3 protein-coding genes are annotated in these 18533 nt (G+C 76.0%); all 3 read left to right on the forward strand.

Annotated features, from left to right (window positions below; all coding sequences use genetic code 11):
• The first annotated feature begins 7 nt into the window (after positions 1-7).
• The gene (locus tag ACGF5T_RS35805; RefSeq protein WP_392890332.1) at positions 8-3808 is read left to right on the forward strand and encodes an SDR family NAD(P)-dependent oxidoreductase; all 3801 of its coding nucleotides are present in this window, start codon (positions 8-10) and stop codon (positions 3806-3808) included.
• A 90-nt stretch (positions 3809-3898) separates the two neighbouring features.
• Positions 3899-15133, forward strand: coding sequence for an SDR family NAD(P)-dependent oxidoreductase (locus ACGF5T_RS35810; RefSeq protein WP_366769112.1), 11235 nt, complete (start codon positions 3899-3901; stop codon positions 15131-15133).
• Between the two features lie 89 nt (positions 15134-15222).
• On the forward strand, positions 15223-18533 hold a 3311-nt coding region (locus ACGF5T_RS35815; RefSeq protein ID WP_392890334.1), incomplete at its 3' end, for a type I polyketide synthase.

Here is an 18533-nt window from a genome sequence, read left to right on the forward strand (position 1 = left end):
GGAGTGGGTGTCGGTTGCGGCGGTGAATGGGCCGCGGTCGGTGGTGTTGTCGGGTGATGTGGGTGTGCTGGAGTCGGTGGTGGAGCGGTTGGTGGCGGGTGGGGTGGAGTGCCGGCGGCTGGATGTGTCGCACGGTTTTCATTCGGTGCTGATGGAGCCGGTGCTGGGGGAGTTCCGGCGGGTGGTGGAGTCGATCGAGTTCGGACGGGTGCGTCCGGGTGTGGTGGTGGTGTCGGGGTTGACGGGTGGGGTGGTCGGTGGCGGGGAGTTGGGGGATGCGGAGTACTGGGTGCGGCATGCGCGTGAGGCGGTGCGGTTCGGGGACGGGGTGGGGGTGGTGCGGGGTCTGGGTGTCTCCACGCTGGTGGAGGTGGGTCCGCATGCGGTGCTGACCGGAATGGCGGGGGAGTGCCTCGACGAGACCGGTGACGATGTGGTGGTGGTGCCGGTGATGCGTCGGGGTCGTCCGGAGCGGGAGGTGTTCGAGGCGGCGGTGGCGACGGTGTTCACCCGGGACGCCGACCTGGACGTGAGCGCCCTGCACACGGGCAGTGGTGGCCGGCGCATCGACCTCCCCACCTACCCCTTCCAACGCGACCGCTACTGGCTGGCCGCCCCGCCCCGGACCAGGACGAGGACCGACGGGGTGTCGGCGGCGGGCCTGCGCGAGGCGGACCACCCCCTGCTCGCCGCCGCCGTGGAGCTGCCCGGCACCGACACCGAGGTGTGGAGCGGCCGCATATCCGCCGCCGATCTCCCTTGGCTCGCCGACCACTTGGTGTGGGATCGGGGCGTCGTGCCGGGGGCGGCGTTACTGGAGATGCTGCTCCAGGTGGGAAGTCGGATCGGTTTTCCGCGCGTCGCCGAACTGATCCTGGAGACGCCGCTGACCTGGGCCTCCGACCGCCCGCTCCAGCTCCGGATCGTCGTGGCCGCCGCCACCTCGGCCCCAGGGGGCGCGCGTGAGGTGACCCTCCACTCGCGACCCGAACCCATGGCCGCCTCCTCGTCCTCCTCGCGTCCACTGGCGCGTGAGCGGGACGACGACTGGACCCGACACGCCTCAGGGCTGCTGGCCCCTGCCGCCGACCTCACCGGCGACCCCGGTCCCGAGCCCGTCCACCGCTCCGACCCCGACCGCCCGCTCCAGCCCGGCCGGACCGGTGCCGAAGACACCGTCCGGCTCACCGGCGCGTGGCCCCCGGTAGGTGCCGAACCCCTCGACCTCACCGGGCAGTACCCGCTCTTCGCGGCCGCCGGAGTGCGCTACGAGGGAGCCTTCCGAGGGCTGCGTGCGGCATGGCGTCGCGGTGACGAGGTCTTCGCCGACGTACGGCTGCCCGACGCGCACGCGGTCGACGCCGCCCGCTACGGCGTGCACCCCGCCCTGCTCGACGCGGTGCTGCATCCGATCGCGCTGCTGGACCCGTTGGGCGACGGTGGGCACGGTCTGCTGCCGTTCTCCTGGAGCGACGTGCAGTGGCACGGGGCCGGAGGACACGCGCTCCGGGTCCGGGTGGCGGCCGTCGACGGCGGCGCGGTGTCGGTCACCGCGGCCGATCAGGAGGGCAACCCGGTGCTCTCCGCCCGCTCCCTGGCACTGCGCCGCATCACCGCGGACCGGCTGCCCGCCGCGCCCGTCGCCCCTCTCTACCACCTGGACTGGCGGCCTTTTGCCGGGCCGGCGCCTGTCGCCGCGGCCGGGCGCTGGGAGGTCGTCGGACCCGAGGCCGAGACCACGGCGGCCGGACTGCGCGCCATGGGCCTCGACGCCCGTGCCCATGTGCTCCCCCTGGGAGAGCCGCTGCCGCCGCGGACCGGACTCGACGCGGAGGTGATCATCCTTGACCTGACGACCACGACCACGACCACGACCACGACGACGACCACGACCGGCCGTACGACGTCCGACGGCGGGCGTCTCGGCCTCCTCGACGAGGCGCGGGCGACGGTGCGCCGGGCCCTCGACGCCGTGCAGGCCGAACTCGCGGACACCGGCACCGCCGCGCCCGTCGCCACACGACCCGCCGCGCCCGCCGCCACCGACGCCCATGCGGCCGCCCCCCGGCTGGTCGTCCTGACCCGGGGCGCGGCCGGCCCCGAGGGAGGCGCGGCGGACCTCGCGGGGGCCGCCGTCTGGGGGCTCGTCCGGGTCGCCCAGACCGAACAGCCCGGCCGCTTCACCCTGGTCGACATCGACGGCACCCAGGCGTCGCTGCGGGCCCTGCCCGGTCTGCTGGCCACGGAGGCCGGTCAGTTGGCCGTGCGCGACGGACGTGCCACCGTCCCGCGCATCACCCCGGTCGCCGACCCGGCCCCCCGCACCGGCGGCGGCACGGCGGCCGACGGGCGCGGTGGCGGCGGGCCGTCGGTGACCCTGGACCCCGAAGGCACCGTGCTGATCACCGGTGGCACCGGAGCACTGGCCGCGGCGACCGCCCGGCACCTCGTGGAACGGCACAAGGTGCGCCACCTCCTGCTGGTCGGCAGGCGCGGTCCCGACGCACCCGGCGTCGACGGGCTCGTCGCCGAACTGACCGGCTCGGGCGCCGAGGTCGCCGTACGGGCCTGTGACGTCACCGACCGCGAGGCCCTGCGCCGCCTGCTCGGCGAACTCCCCGACGCACACCCGCTGACCTGCGTGGTGCACACCGCCGGGGTGCTCGACGACGGTGTGCTCTCCGCCCAGACGGCCGAGCGGATCGACGCGGTGCTGCGGCCCAAGGCCGACGCCGCCGTCCACTTGGACGAGCTGACCCGGGAGTCCGGCCGGGTCCCCCTGGTGCTGTACTCCTCGGTCTCCGCGACCCTGGGCAGCGCGGGGCAGGCCGGGTACGCGGCCGCCAACGCCTTCCTGGACGCGCTGGCCGCCCGGCGGCGCGCCGACGGGCACCCCGCGCTGTCGCTCGGCTGGGGCTGGTGGTCCGGGGTGGGCCTCGCCACCGGGCTGGAGGGAGCGGACGCGGCGCGGGTCAGGCGCTCCGGAGTCGCCCCGCTCGACGCCGGCGCCGCGCTGGAACTGCTCGACCGGGCGCTGACCCGGCCCGAGCCGGCACTGCTGCCCGTGCGGCTGGACCCGCGCGCCGCGGCCCGTGCCACCGTCCTCCCGGAGGTTCTGCGCGACCTGGCCGGCGTACCGGCGGACGCGCACAGCACGACCGGAAACGTGGCGGGCACCGGGGACGAGGACGGTGCCGTACGCCGGGCCCCCGCTCCGGCCGACGCCGCCGGGGCGCTGGCCGCCCGGCTCGCGGGACGTTCCGCGCCCGAGCGTACGGCCCTCCTGCTCGACCTGGTGCGGGCCGAGGTCGCGGCGGTGCTGGGACACGGCGACCCCGCCGCGGTCGGTGCCACCCGCAGCTTCAAGGACGCCGGATTCGACTCCCTCACCGCCGTCGACCTCCGCAACCGGCTGAACGCCCGCACCGGGCTGCGGCTGCCCGCGACCCTCGTCTTCGACCACCCCACACCGCTCGCCCTCGCCGAACTCCTGCTCGGCGGGCTGGCGGTGGCCGGCCCGGTGGATCCGGTCGGTCAGAGCCCGGACGGGCCGGGCGGTACCGAGACCCTGGCCGGTGTGATCGACCGGCTGGAGCGCAGCCTCGCCGCGACCGACGACGGCGAGGCCCGGACCGACGCGGCACGGCGCCTGCGCGGCCTGCTGGCCGCACTCCCCGCCGGTTCCGGCGCGGCGGCCGGTCCGGATGCCGAGGAAGGTGTCCCCGGTCGCGGCGACGTGGTGATCGACCGGCTCCGGTCGGCGTCCGACGACGACTTGTTCGACCTGCTCGACAGCGACTTCCAGTGAGCCGGACCGCGCCGCGCGCCGACCGCTGAATCGCTCCGACTGCTGCACCGCACTTCACCCAGACCCACGAGACGACGCCTGAGGAGAACCGTGTCTGCGACGAACGAGGAGAAGTTGCGGGAGTACCTGCGGCGCGCGATGGCCGACCTGCACAGCGCACGGGAGCGGTTGCGCGAGGTCGAGTCGGCGAGCCGTGAGCCGATCGCGATCGTGGGGATGGGCTGCCGTTACCCGGGTGGGGTGGCGTCGCCGGAGGAGCTGTGGGACCTGGTGGCGGCCGGTACGGACGCGATCTCCCCGTTCCCCGTCGACCGCGGCTGGGACGCCGAGGGGCTGTACGACCCGGAGCCGGGGGTGCCGGGCAGGAGTTATGTGCGGGAGGGCGGGTTCCTGCATTCCGCGGCGGAGTTCGACGCGGAGTTCTTCGGTGTCTCGCCGAGGGAGGCGGCGGCGATGGATCCGCAGCAGCGGTTGCTGCTGGAGACGTCGTGGGAGGCGTTGGAGCGGGCCGGGATCGTCCCCGCGTCGCTGCGCGGCAGTCGTACCGGCGTCTTCACCGGCGTCATGTATCACGACTACGGCAGCCACCAGGTCGGCACCGCCGCCGACCCCAGTGGACAGCTCGGTCTCGGCACCGCGGGCAGCGTCGCGTCGGGGCGGGTGGCGTACACCCTCGGCCTGGAGGGCCCGGCCGTGACCATGGACACGGCCTGCTCGTCCTCCCTGGTCGCGTTGCATCTGGCGGTGCAGTCGTTGCGGCGGGGCGAGTGTGATCTGGCGTTGGCCGGTGGGGTGACGGTGATGGCGACGCCGACGGTGTTCGTGGAGTTCTCGCGGCAGCGGGGACTGGCGGCGGACGGTCGGTGCAAGGCGTTCGCGGAGGGGGCGGACGGGACCGCCTGGGCCGAGGGTGTGGGTGTGCTGCTGGTCGAGCGGCTGTCTGATGCGCGCCGTCGTGGTCATCGGGTGTTGGCGGTGGTGCGGGGCAGCGCCGTCAACCAGGACGGTGCGAGCAACGGCCTCACCGCGCCCAGCGGGCCCGCGCAGCAGCGGGTGATCCGGGACGCGCTGGCGGACGCGGGGCTGGCGCCGGGTGATGTGGACGTGGTGGAGGCGCACGGCACCGGCACCCCGCTCGGCGACCCGATCGAGGCGGGCGCGCTCATGGCCACCTACGGCAGTGAACGCGTGGGCGACCCGCTGTGGTTGGGGTCGCTGAAGTCGAACATCGGGCACACGCAGGCCGCCGCGGGAGCCGCCGGCGTCATCAAGATGGTGCAGGCGTTGCGTCAGTCGGAGCTGCCCCGCACCCTGCACGTCGACGCGCCCTCGACCAAGGTCGACTGGGACGCGAGCGCCGTGGAGCTGCTCACCGGCGCCCGGCCCTGGCCCCGGCGCGAGCACCGGCCCCGGCGGGCCGCGATCTCCGCCTTCGGCGTCAGCGGCACCAACGCCCACGTCATCATCGAGGAAGCGCCCACGCCCGGCGCCGCGTCTCCCGCCGGCGCCTCCCCTGCGCCGGGCGAGGCGACCGCCCCTCGCTCCACCGCGGCCGGTCCGGCGCCCGCTCCCACCGGGGCCGATCCGCTGTCTCCTTCCGAGTCGCCTGCCACCGTGGCCGGTCCGGCGCCCTCCTCCACCGCGGCCGGTCCGCTGTCCCCCTCGGTCGCGGCCGTGGTCTGGCCCCTGTCCGCCGAGACCGCCCCCGCCCTGCGGGCCCAGGCCGCCCGCCTGCGCGCGCACCTCGAACGGCACCCCGGCACCTCGCCGACCGACATCGGCCACGCCCTGGCGGCCGAGCGTGCCGCCCTCACCCGGCGCGTCGTGCTGCTCGGCGACGACGGAGCCCCGGTCGACGCCCTCGCCGCCCTCGCCGCGGGCGAGACCACCCCGGACGCCGTGCACGGCACCGCGGCGGACATCCGCCGGGTCGCGTTCGTGTTCCCCGGCCAGGGCTCCCAGTGGGCCGGGATGGGCGCCGAACTGCTGGACACGGCCCCGGCCTTCGCCGCCGAAGTGGACCGCTGCCGGCGCGCGCTCGCCCCGTACGTGGACTGGGACCTCGCGGACGTACTGCGCGGGGCGCCCGGCGCGCCCGGCCTCGACCGCGTCGACGTCGTCCAGCCGGCCACCTTCGCCGTCATGACGGGACTCGCCGCACTGTGGCGCTCCCTCGGCGTCGAACCCGCCGCCGTCATCGGCCACTCCCAGGGCGAGATCGCCGCGGCCTGCGTGGCCGGCGCGCTCTCCCGGGAGGACGCCGCCCGGATCGTGGCCCTGCGCTCCCAGGTCATCGCCCGCGAACTGGCCGGTCGGGGCGGCATGGCCTCGGTGGCGCTGCCCGCCGCCGAGGTCGAGGCCCGCCTGGCCGGCGGTGTCGAGATCGCCGCCGTCAACGGCCCCGGCTCGACCGTCGTCTGCGGGGAGCCCGGCGCCCTGGAGGCGTTGCTGGTCACCCTGGAGAGCGAGGGCGCCCGGGTCCGCCGCATCGACGTCGACTACGCCTCCCACTCCGCGTACGTCGAGAGCATCAGAGCCGAACTCGCCACCGTCCTCGGCCCCGTCCGGCCGCGCCGGGGCGACGTGCCGTTCTACTCCACCGTCGAGGCGGGGCCGGTCGACACCACCGCCCTGGACGCCGACTACTGGTACCGCAACCTGCGGTTCCCCGTGCGCTTCGAGCCGACCGTACGCGCCATGCTCGCCGACGGCGTCGACGCCTTCGTGGAATGCTCCGCGCACCCCGTCCTCACCGTCGGCGTGCGCCAGACCGTGGAGAGCGCCGGCACCGCCGTCCCGGCCCTCGGCTCGCTGCGCCGTGACGAGGGCGGACCGCGGCGCTTCCTCACCTCCGCCGCCGAGGCCCAGGTCGTCGGCGTCCCCGTGGACTGGGCGACGCTCCACCCCGAGGCCGGCCGGGTGGACCTGCCGACCTACGCCTTCCAGCGCGAACGCCACTGGGTCGGCCCCGACCGGCCCGACCGGGCGACGACCGCCGCGGCCGGGGACGACGCCCCGGAGCCCGGGGACCGGCTCGGCTACCACGTCGCGTGGAAGGGGCTGCGCTCCGCCACCGGCGGCTGGCGCCCCGGCCTGCGCCTGCTGATCGTGCCCACCGGCGAGCGGCACGCCGCTCTCGCGGACGCCCTGGAACAGGCCGTCGCCTCCTTCGGCGGTACGGTCCGCCGCGTCGTCCTCGACCCGGCCCGCACCGGACGCGCCGAACTGTGCGGCCTGCTCGAAGCGGAGATCAACGGCGACACCGCCGTCACCGGCGTCGTCTCGCTGCTGGGCCTGTGCACCGACGGCGGGCCGGACCACCCCGCCGTGCCCGTCGCCGTCTCCGCCACCCTCGCCCTGGTCCAGGCCCTGGCCGACCTCGGCAGCACCGCACCGCTGTGGACCGTCACCTGCGGCGCGGTCGCCACCGCCCCCGACGAACTGCCGTGCACCGCCGGTGCCCAGCTGTGGGGCCTGGGGCGGGTGGCAGCGCTGGAGCTGCCCGAGGTGTGGGGCGGCCTCATCGACCTCCCCGCACGGCCCGACGCCCGGGTCCTGGACCGTCTCGCCGGAGTCCTCACCGAACCCGGCGGCGAGGACCAGATCGCCGTCCGCATGGCGGGCGTCTTCGGCCGCCGGGTCCTGCCGAACCCGGCCGACTCCCGGCCCCCCGCCTGGCGGGCCCGGGGCACCGTCCTCATCGCCGGCGACCTCACGACGGTGCCCGGCCGGCTGATCCGGTCCCTCCTCGAGGACGGGGCCGAGCGTGTGGTGCTGGCCGGGCCCGACGCCCCCGCCCAGGCCGCCGCCGCCGGACTCACCGGCGCCTCCCTCGTCCCCGTGCACTGCGAGGTCACCGACCGCGCGGAACTGGCCGCCCTGCTCGGCGAGCACGCGCCGTCCGTCGTCGTGCACGCCCCGCCGCTCGTTCCCCTGGCCCCGCTGCGGGACACGGCGCCCGGGGACCTCGCCGCCGCCCTCGCCGCCAAGACCACCGCCGCCGGCCACCTGGTCGACCTGGCGCCGGGCGCGGGACTCGACGCGCTGGTGCTGTTCTCCTCGGTCTCCGGCGTGTGGGGCGGCGCGGCCCAGGGCGGCTACGCGGCCGCCAGCGCGCACCTCGACGCGCTGGCCGAACGCGCCCGCGCCGCCGGAGTGCCCGCGTTCTCCGTGGCCTGGAGCCCCTGGGCCGGAGGCACGCCCGCCGCCGGTGCCGAGGCGGAGTTCCTCAGCCGGCGCGGCCTGGCCCCCCTCGAACCCGACGAGGCGGTGCGGACCCTGCGCCGCATGCTGGAGCGCGGCAGCGCCTGCGGGGCGGTCGCCGACGTCGACTGGAGCCGGTTCGCCGCCTCCTACACCTGGGTGCGGCCCGCCGTGCTCTTCGACGACATCCCGGACGTACAGCGGCTGCGCGCGGCCGAACTCGCCCCGGGCACCGGCGACGCGGCCACCTCCGAACTCGTCCGCGAACTGACCGCGCAGTCCGGCCACAAGCGGCACGCCACCCTGCTGCGGCTGGTACGCGCACACGCCGCCGCCGTCCTCGGGCAGTCCTCCGGCGACGCGGTGAGCAGCGCCCGCGCCTTCCGCGACCTCGGCTTCGACTCGCTGACCGCCCTCGAACTGCGCGACCGGCTCAGCGCCGCCACCGGGCTGAAGCTGCCCACCTCCCTGGTCTTCGACCACTCCAACCCGGCCGCGCTCGCCCGACACCTCGGCGAGGAACTCCTCGGCCGGAACGACACCGCCGACCGGAACGGCCCCGAGACCCCGGCCCGGACGGACGAGCCCATCGCCATCATCGGCATGGCCTGCCGGCTGCCCGGCGGGGTGCAGTCCCCCGAGGACCTGTGGGACCTGCTGGCCGGGGGGACCGACGCCATCACCCCCTTCCCCACCAACCGGGGATGGGACAACGACACCCTCTACGACCCCGACCCCGACTCGCCCGGACACCACACCTACGTGCGCGAGGGCGGGTTCCTGCACGACGCGGCCGAGTTCGACCCCGGCTTCTTCGGCATCAGCCCCCGCGAGGCCCTGGCCATGGACCCGCAGCAGCGGCTGATCCTGGAGACGTCCTGGGAGTCCTTCGAACGGGCCGGCATCGACCCGGTCGACCTGCGCGGCAGCCGCACCGGGGTCTTCGTCGGCACCAACGGACAGCACTACGTGCCGCTCCTCCAGGACGGCGACGAGAACTTCGACGGCTACATCGCCACCGGCAACTCCGCCAGCGTGATGTCCGGCCGGCTCTCCTACGTCTTCGGCCTGGAGGGCCCCGCCGTCACCGTCGACACCGCCTGCTCGGCCTCCCTGGCCGCACTGCACCTGGCGGTGCAGTCACTGCGCCGGGGCGAGTGCGACTACGCCCTCGCCGGCGGCGCCACCGTGATGTCCACCCCCGAGATGCTGGTGGAGTTCGCCCGTCAGCGGGCGATGTCGCCGGACGGCCGCAGCAAGGCGTTCGCGGAGGAGGCCGACGGCGTCGGACTCGCCGAGGGCGCAGGGATGCTGCTCGTGGAGCGGCTGTCGGACGCGCGCCGCAACGGGCACCCGGTGCTGGCGGTGGTGCGGGGCAGCGCCGTCAACCAGGACGGGGCGAGCAACGGGCTGACCGCGCCCAGTGGTCCGGCCCAGCAGCGGGTGATCCGTGAGGCGTTGGCCGACGCGGGGCTGTCGCCCGCGGACGTGGACGTGGTCGAGGCGCACGGCACCGGCACCCCGCTCGGCGACCCGATCGAGGCCGGCGCCCTCATGGCCACGTACGGGCACGGACGGACGGGCGGCCCGCTCTGGCTGGGCTCGCTGAAGTCGAACATCGGGCACACCCAGGCCGCCGCCGGGGTGGCCGGGGTGATCAAGATGGTGCTGGCCCTGCGCCACGGGGAGCTGCCCCGCACCCTGCACGCCACGACCGCCTCGTCCAGGATCGACTGGGAGGCGGGCGCCGTGGAACTGCTGGACGAGGCCAGGCCCTGGCCCCGGCGGGTTGAGGGGCCGCGCCGGGCCGGGATCTCCTCGTTCGGCATCAGCGGCACCAACGCCCACCTCGTCATCGAGGAGCCGCCGGAGCCCACCGCGCCCGAACTCCTCGCGCCCGGACCGGCCGCCGACGGCGACGTCTGGTCCGAGGAGTGGTGGCACGAGGTGACCGTGCCGCTGATGATGTCCGCGCACAACGACGCGGCCCTGCGCGACCAGGCGCGCCGCCTGCGCGCCGACCTGCTCGCCCACCCCGAGCTGCACCCGGCCGACGTCGGCTACACCCTCCTCACCACCCGCACCCGGTTCGAGCAGCGGGCCGCCGTCGTCGGCGAGAACTTCACGGAGCTGATCGCGGCCCTCGACGACCTCGTCGAGGGCCGGCCGCACCCGCTCGTCCTGCGCGGCAGCGCCGGCACCTCCGACCAGGTCGTGTTCGTCTTCCCCGGCCAGGGCTCGCAGTGGCCCGAGATGGCCGACGGGCTGCTGGCCCGCTCCAGCGGCTCCGGCGCGTTCCTCGCGACCGCCCGCGCCTGCGACCTCGCGCTCCGGCCCCACCTCGGCTGGTCCGTACTGGACGTACTGTGCCGGGAACCCGGCGCACCCTCGCTCGACCGGGTCGACGTGGTGCAGCCCGTGCTGTTCACCATGATGGTCTCGCTCGCCGAGACATGGCGTTCGCTGGGCGTCGAACCGGCCGCGGTCGTCGGCCACTCCCAGGGGGAGATCGCCGCCGCCTACGTCGCCGGCGCCCTGACGCTGGACGACGCGGCCCGCATCGTCGCCCTGCGCAGCCAGGCGTGGCTGCGGCTGGCCGGCAAGGGCGGCATGATCGCGGTGACCCTCGCCGAAGGCGACCTGCGCCCTCGCCTGGAGCCCTGGAGCGACCGGCTCGCCGTCGCCGCCGTCAACGGCCCCGAGACCTGCGCCGTCTCCGGGGACCCGGTGGCCCTGGCGGAGCTGGTCGCCGAACTCGGCGCGCAGGGGGTGCACGCCCGCCCCATCCCCGGCGTCGACACCGCCGGGCACTCGCCCCAGGTCGACACGTTGGAGGCCCACCTGCGGCAGGTGCTCGCCCCCGTCGCGCCCCGCACCTCCGACATCCCGTTCTACTCCACAGTCACCGGGGCACTGATCGACACCGCCGAACTGGACGCCGACTACTGGTACCGCAACATGCGCGAGCCGGTCGAGTTCGAGAAGGCCACCCGCGCCCTGATCGCCGACGGCCACGACGTGTTCCTGGAGTCGAGCCCGCATCCCATGCTGGCCGTCTCCCTCCAGGAGACGATCAGCGACGCCGGTGCCTCGGCGGCCGTCCTCGGCACCCTGCGGCGCGGCCAGGGCGGCCCCCGCTGGCTGGGCGTCGCCCTCTGCCGCGCCTACACCCACGGCTTGGAGATCGACGCCGAGGCCATCTTCGGACCGGACTCGCGCCAGGTGGACCTGCCCACGTACCCCTTCCAGCGGGAGCGTTACTGGTACAGCCCCGGCCACCGCGGCGACGACCCCGCCTCCCTCGGTCTGGACGCCGCCGACCACCCGCTGCTCGGCAGCGGCGTCGAACTCCCGGAGCCCGGTGCCCGGATGTACACCGCGCGCCTGGGCGCCGACACCACCCTGTGGCTGGCCGACCACGCGCTGATGGGCTCGCCGCTGCTGCCGGGCGCCGCCTTCGCCGACCTGGCGCTCTGGGCCGGCCGCCAGGCGGGCACCGGCCGCGTGGAGGAACTCACCCTGGCCGCGCCCCTGGCGCTGCCGCCGTCCGGAGGGGTCCGGCTGCGGCTGACCGTCGACGCCCCGGGCCCCGACGACGCCCGCCGCTTCGCCGTGCACGCCCGCGCCGAGGGCGCCGGCGACTGGACCCTGCACGCCGAGGGGCTGCTCACCGCGGAGGACCCGGCCGATGCGCCGGACGCCTCGGCGACCACCCCGCCCCCCGGCGCCGAACAGCTGGACATCGGCGACTTCTACGACCGCTTCGCCGAACTCGGCTACGGCTACGGCCCGTTCTTCCGCGGACTGGTGAGCGCCCACCGCTCGGGCTCCGACCTCCACGCGGAGGTCGCGCTGCCCGTCCAGGCCCAGGGCGACGCGGCACGGTTCGGCATCCACCCCGCGCTGCTGGACGCGGCCCTGCAGACGATGAGCCTCGGGGGCTTCTTCCCCGAGGACGGCCGCATCCGCATGCCGTTCGCCCTGCGCGGCATCCGCCTGCACCGCGCCGGAGCCGACCGGCTGCACGTGCGCATCTCGCCCGAGTCCGAGGACGCCGTCCGCATCCGGTGCGCCGACGGCGAGGGACGGCCGGTCGCCGAGATCGAGTCCTTCGTCATGCGGCCGGTCGACCCCGGACAGCTCATGGGCGGGCGCCCGGTCGGCGCCGACGCCCTCTTCCGCGTCGCCTGGCGCGAACTCACCGCCGGCCCGGACACCCGCACCGGCGGGAGCGCCGCCACCCCGGCACGCTGGGTGCTGGCGGGAGCCGACCCGCTGGGCCTGGCCGAGGCGGCCGACGCCCACCTGCCCGACGTACTCGGCCCGGACGGCCGGCTGCCGTCCGAGGAGGGGCGACCGGCGCCGGACGCCGTCGTGTTCGCGGTGCGGGCCGAGACCGGCGACGTCGCCGCCGACGCCCACACCGTGGCCTGCCGGGTACTGGACCTCGTACAGCGCCGGCTCGCGGCCCCCGAGGGCGCGGACGGCGCCCGCCTGGTCGTGGCCACCCGCGGCGCCGTCGCCGTACGCGACGACGCCGAGGTGGACGACCCGGCGGCGGCCGCCGCGTGGGGGCTGCTGCGCTCCGCGCAGGCCGAGGAGCCCGGCCGGTTCCTGCTCGTGGACCTGGACGACGATCCGGCGTCCGCCCGGGCCCTGGCCCTTGCCCTCGGCTCCGGCGAACCGCAGACCGCGGTGCGGGCCGGGACGGTGTACGTGCCCCGGCTGGAGCGGGCCGCCGACCGCGCGGACGGGCCGTTCACCCCGCCCGACCACGGCGCCTGGCGGCTGCGCAGGGGCACCGACCTCACCCTCGACGGCCTCGCCCCGGTACCCGCCCCGGACGCCGAGGCCCCGCTGGAGCCCGGCCAGGTGCGCGTCGCCGTACGCGCCGCGGGCGTGAACTTCCGCGACGCCCTCATCGCCCTCGGCATGTACCCGGGCGAGGCGGACATGGGAACGGAGGGCGCCGGCATCGTCGTCGAGGTCGGCCCCGAGGTCACCGGGGTCGCCCCCGGCGACCGGGTGCTCGGCCTGTGGGACGGCGGCCTGGGCCCGCTGTGCGTGGCCGACCACCGGCTCCTCGCCCCCGTCCCGGACGGCTGGTCCTACGCCCAGGCCGCCTCGGTCCCCGCGGTGTTCCTCAGCGCCTACTACGGCCTGGTCACCCTGGCCGGCCTCAGGCCGGGGGAGCGGGTGCTCGTGCACGCCGCCGCCGGGGGCGTCGGGATGGCCGCGGTGCAGATCGCCCGCCACCTCGGCGCTGAGGTACTGGCCACCGCGAGCCCCGCCAAGTGGGACGTCCTGCGCGCCATGGGCATCGCCGACGACCACCTCGCCTCCTCCCGCACCCTCGACTTCGCGACCGCCTTCACCGGCCCGGACGGCACCTCCCGCGCGGACGTCGTCCTGAACTCGCTCACCCGGGAGTTCGTGGACGCCTCCCTCGGACTGCTCCGCCCGGGCGGTCGGTTCCTGGAGCTGGGCAAGACCGACGTCCGGGACCCCGAGCGGATCGCCGCCGAACACTCCGGGGTCCGCTACCGGGCGTTCGACCTGGGCGAGGCCGGACCCGACGCACTCGGCCGGCTGCTGCGGGAGCTGATGGACCTGTTCGCCGCCGGTGTGCTGCACCCGCTGCCCGTCGTCACCCACGACGTGCGCCGGGCCGCGGACGCCCTGCGCACCATCAGCCAGGCCCGGCACACCGGAAAGCTCGTCCTGACCATGCCGCCCGCCTGGCACCCGTACGGCACGGTCCTGGTCACCGGTGGCACCGGCGCCCTCGGCAGCGCCATCGCCCGCCACCTGGCGAGCCGGCACGGCGTCCGCCGACTGCTGATCGCCACCCGCCGGGGACCGGACGGCGAGGGCGCCGCGGAACTGGTCGCCGACCTCACCGCCCTGGGCGCCTCGGCCACCGTCGTCGCCTGCGACGTCTCCGACCCGGACGCCGTACGTCGCCTGCTCGCCGGCATCCCGGCCGCACACCCGCTGACGGCGGTGGTGCACAGCACCGGCGTCCTCGACGACGGCGTGCTGCCCGGGCTCACCCCCGAGCGCATGCGGCGCGTGCTGCGGCCCAAGGTAAAGGCCGCCGTCCACCTGGACGCACTCACCCGCGACCTCGACCTGTCGGCGTTCGTCCTCTTCTCCTCCAGCGCCGGCCTGCTGGGCAGCCCGGCCCAGGGCAACTACGCGGCGGCCAACGCCACCCTCGACGCCCTCGCCACCCGGCGGCGGTCCCTCGGCCTGCCGGCGGTGTCGCTGGCGTGGGGGCTGTGGTCCGACACCAGCCGGATGGCACACGCGCTGGACCAGGAGAGCCTCCAGCGGCGCTTCGCCCGCAGCGGCTTCCCGCCCCTGTCCGCCACGCTCGGCGCCGCACTGTTCGACGCCGCCCTGCGCGTCGACGAGGCCGTGCAGGTGCCCATGCGCTTCGACCCGGCCGCGTTGCGCGCCACCGGAAGCGTCCCCGCCCTGCTGTCGGACCTCGTCGGGTCCGCCTCCGCGACGGGCTCCGCGACCCCCGCCGCCGGCCCCCATCCGGTGCCGGACGCCGGGCCCACCGGCGAGCCGCTGGCCGAGCGGCTGGCCGGGCTCTCCGCCGAGGAACGCCACGACCGGCTGCTCGGCCTGGTCAGCGAACACGTGGCCGCGGTCCTCGGGCACGGCTCCGCCGCGGAGGTCCGCCCCGACCGGCCGTTCCGCGAGGTCGGCTTCGACTCGCTGACCGCCGTGGAACTGCGCAACCGGATGGCGGCGGTCACCGGGACCAGGCTCCCCGCCACCCTGGTCTTCGACCACCCCACCCCGGCCGCGCTGTCCGCGCACCTCGACGGCCTGCTGGCCCCCGCGCGGCCGGACACCACCGCGCCGCTGCTGTCCGAACTCGACCGCATCGAGGAGGCGCTGGCCGCCCTCACCCCCGAGCACCTCGCCCGGCTCGCGCCCGCCCCCGACGACCGGGCCGAGGTCGCCCTGCGCCTGGACGCCCTGGCCGACCGCTGGCGTGCCCTGCACGACGGCGCGGCCGGTGCCGACGACATCGCCGACGTGCTGAGCGGCGCCGACGACGACGAGATCTTCGCGTTCATCGACGAGCGGTACGGCACCTCGTGACCGCCGGCCCGGAGCAGCCCCGCCGCCCGTCCCCGAAAGGAAGCAGCACCATGGCGAACGAAGAGAAGCTGCGCGCCTACCTCAAGCGCGTGACGGGTGAGCTGCACCGGGCCACCGAGCAGCTGCGCGCCCTGGACCGGCGGGCCCACGAGCCGATCGCGATCATCGGGGCGGCCTGCCGGCTCCCCGGCGGCGTCCAGAGCCCGGACGACCTGTGGGAGTTGCTGCTCTCCGGCACCGACGCGGTCGGCCCGGCCCCCGCCGACCGCGGCTGGGACGTGGAGGGCAGGTACTCGCCCGATCCCGACACACCCGGCACCTCGTACTGCCGCGAGGGGGGCTTCGTACAGGGGGCCGACCGGTTCGACCCCGCCCTGTTCGGCATCTCCCCCCACGAGGCGCTCACCATGGACCCCCAGCAGCGGCTGCTGCTGGAGACCTCCTGGGAGGCGCTGGAGCGAGCCGGTCTCGACCCGCGGTCCCTGGCGGGCAGCCGGACCGCGGTGTTCGCCGGGGCGTGGGAGAGCGGCTACCAGAAGGGCGCCGAAGGACTCGACGCCGACCTGGAGGCCCAGCTCCTGGCCGGCATCGTCAGTTTCACCGCGGGCCGCGTGGCCTACGCCCTGGGTCTTCAGGGCCCGGCGCTGACGATCGACACGGCCTGCTCCTCGTCGCTGGTGGCCCTGCACCTGGCGGTGCAGTCACTGCGCCGGGGCGAGTGCGACCTCGCCCTGGCGGGCGGCGCCACGGTGATCGCCGACTTCGCCCTCTTCACCCAGTTCTCCCGGCAGCGCGGGCTCGCCCCCGACGGCCGCTGCAAGGCCTTCGGTGAGGCGGCCGACGGGTTCGGCCCCGCCGAGGGCGCAGGGATGCTGCTGGTCGAGCGGTTGTCGGACGCGCGCCGCAACGGGCACCCGGTGCTGGCGGTGGTGCGGGGCAGCGCCGTCAACCAGGACGGTGCGAGCAACGGGCTGACCGCGCCGAGTGGTCCGGCCCAGCAGCGGGTGATCCGTGAGGCGTTGGCCGACGCGGGGCTGTCGCCCGCGGACGTGGACGCGGTCGAGGCGCACGGCACCGGCACCCCGCTCGGCGACCCGATCGAGGCGGGCGCCCTCATGGCCACGTACGGGCACGGACGGACGGGCGACCCGCTCTGGCTGGGCTCGTTGAAGTCGAACATCGGGCACACCCAGGCCGCCGCCGGGGTGGCCGGGGTGATCAAGATGGTGCTGGCCCTGCGCCACGGGGAGCTGCCCCGCACCCTGCACGCCACGACCGCCTCGTCCAGGATCGACTGGGAGGCGGGCGCCGTGGAACTGCTGGACGAGGCCCGGCCCTGGCCCCGGCGGGCGGAGGGGCCGCGCCGGGCCGGGATCTCCTCGTTCGGCATCAGCGGCACCAACGCCCACCTCGTCATCGAGGAGCCGCCGGAGCCCACCGCGGAATCCGAGGAGACCACGCACGCCACCGGGGAACCTGGAGAGGCCACGCACGCCACCGGGGCACCCGGGGAGGCCACGCACGCCACCGCCACCGCGGAACCCGGGGAGGGCACGCAGCCGCCCGCCCGGACCACCACCGTCCTCCCGCTGTCGGCCGCCGGTGCGGAATCCCTGCGGGAACAGGCCCGCAGGCTCGCCGCGCACCTGGCCGACCACGAGGAGATCACCGCCGCCGACGCCGCCCGCTCCACCGCCACCACCCGAGCCGCGCTCTCGCACCGTGCCTCGGTCCTCGCCGACGACCGGCAGTCACTGATCGACAGGCTGACCGCGCTGGCGGAGGACAGGAAGGACGCCGGCGTCACCGTCGGCGAGGCGGGCAGCGGCCGGCCCCCCGTCTTCGTCTTCCCGGGGCAGGGCTCCCAGTGGACGGCCATGGGCGCCGAACTCCTGGACACCGCACCCGCCTTCCGCGCCAAGGCCGAGGAGTGCGCCCGGGCCCTCGCGGCCCACCTCGACTGGTCGGTGCTCGACGTCCTGCGCGGCACCCCCGACGCCCCGCCGATCGACCGCGCCGACGTCGTCCAGCCCACGCTGTTCACCATGATGGTCTCCCTGGCGGCACTCTGGGAGACCCACGGCGTACGGCCCGCGGCCGTGGTCGGCCACTCCCAGGGCGAGATCGCCGCCGCCCACGCGGCCGGTGCCCTCTCCCTCGACGACGCCGCCCGGGTGATCGCCCAGCGCAGCAGGCTCTGGAAGCGGCTGGCCGGAAACGGCGGCATGCTCTCCGTGATGGCGCCGCCCGACCGGGTCCGCGAACTGATCGAGCCCTGGGCGGACCGGATGTCGGTCGCCGCCGTCAACGGCCCCGCCTCGGTCACGGTGGCCGGTGACACGGGAGCGCTGGAGGAGTTCGGCGGCCGGCTCTCCGCCGCCGGCGTCCTGCGCTGGCCCCTGGCCGGCGTCGACTTCGCCGGCCACTCACCGCAGGTGGAGCAGTTCCGCGCCGAGCTTCTCGACACGCTCGGCGCCGTCCGTCCGACCGCCGCCCGGCTGCCCTTCTTCTCCACCGTGACCGCCGCGGAGCACGACCCCGAAGCCCTGGACGCCGCGTACTGGTACCGGAACATGCGTGAGCCCGTGGAGTTCGCGGCCACCCTGCGGACGCTGCTGCGCGCCGGCCACCACACCTTCGTCGAGATGGGCCCGCACCCGCTGCTGGGCGCCGCGATCGACGAGGTCGCCGAGGCCGAGGGCGTGCACGCCACCGCGCTCGCCACCCTCCACCGCGGTTCCGGCGGCCTGGACCGGTTCCGCTCCTCGGTGGGCGCCGCGTTCGCCCACGGGGTAGGGGTCGACTGGACCGCGCTCTTCGACGGCACCGGCGCCCGCCGGGTCCCCCTGCCCACCTACGCCTTCCGCCGGGACCGGTACTGGCTGCCCACCGCCTTCGGCCGGCGCACCGTCCCGGCACCCGTCGGCGAGTCCGCCTCCTGGCGCTACCGCGTCACCTGGACCCCCCTGGCGGCCGACGACACCGGCCTGCCGTCCGGACGCTGGCTGCTGGTACACACCCCCGACACCGCGCCGGAGGACGCGGACGCCGCGTTGTCGGCCCTGACCTCGGCCGGGGTGGTGGTGGAGCGCTGCCGACTGGAACCCACCGAGGCCGCACGCGCCACGCTCACCGAGCGACTCACCGAACTGAACGCGCGACCGGACGGCTTGGCCGGCGTACTGGTGCTGCCCGGCCGCCCGGAGGGCACCGCACCGGCCGACGTCCCCGCGCTCGACCCCGGCACGGCCGCCGTCCTGCTCGTGGCCCAGACCGTGCCGGACGCCGCTCCCGGGGCCCGGATATGGGTGGTGACTCGGGGTGCGGTGGCGGTGGGGTCGGGTGAGGTGCCGTGTGCGGTGGGTGCGCGGGTGTGGGGGCTTGGTCGGGTGGCTGCTTT

It is taken from the genome of Streptomyces sp. NPDC047853 (assembly GCF_043204535.1).
GTDB lineage: Bacteria > Actinomycetota > Actinomycetes > Streptomycetales > Streptomycetaceae > Streptomyces.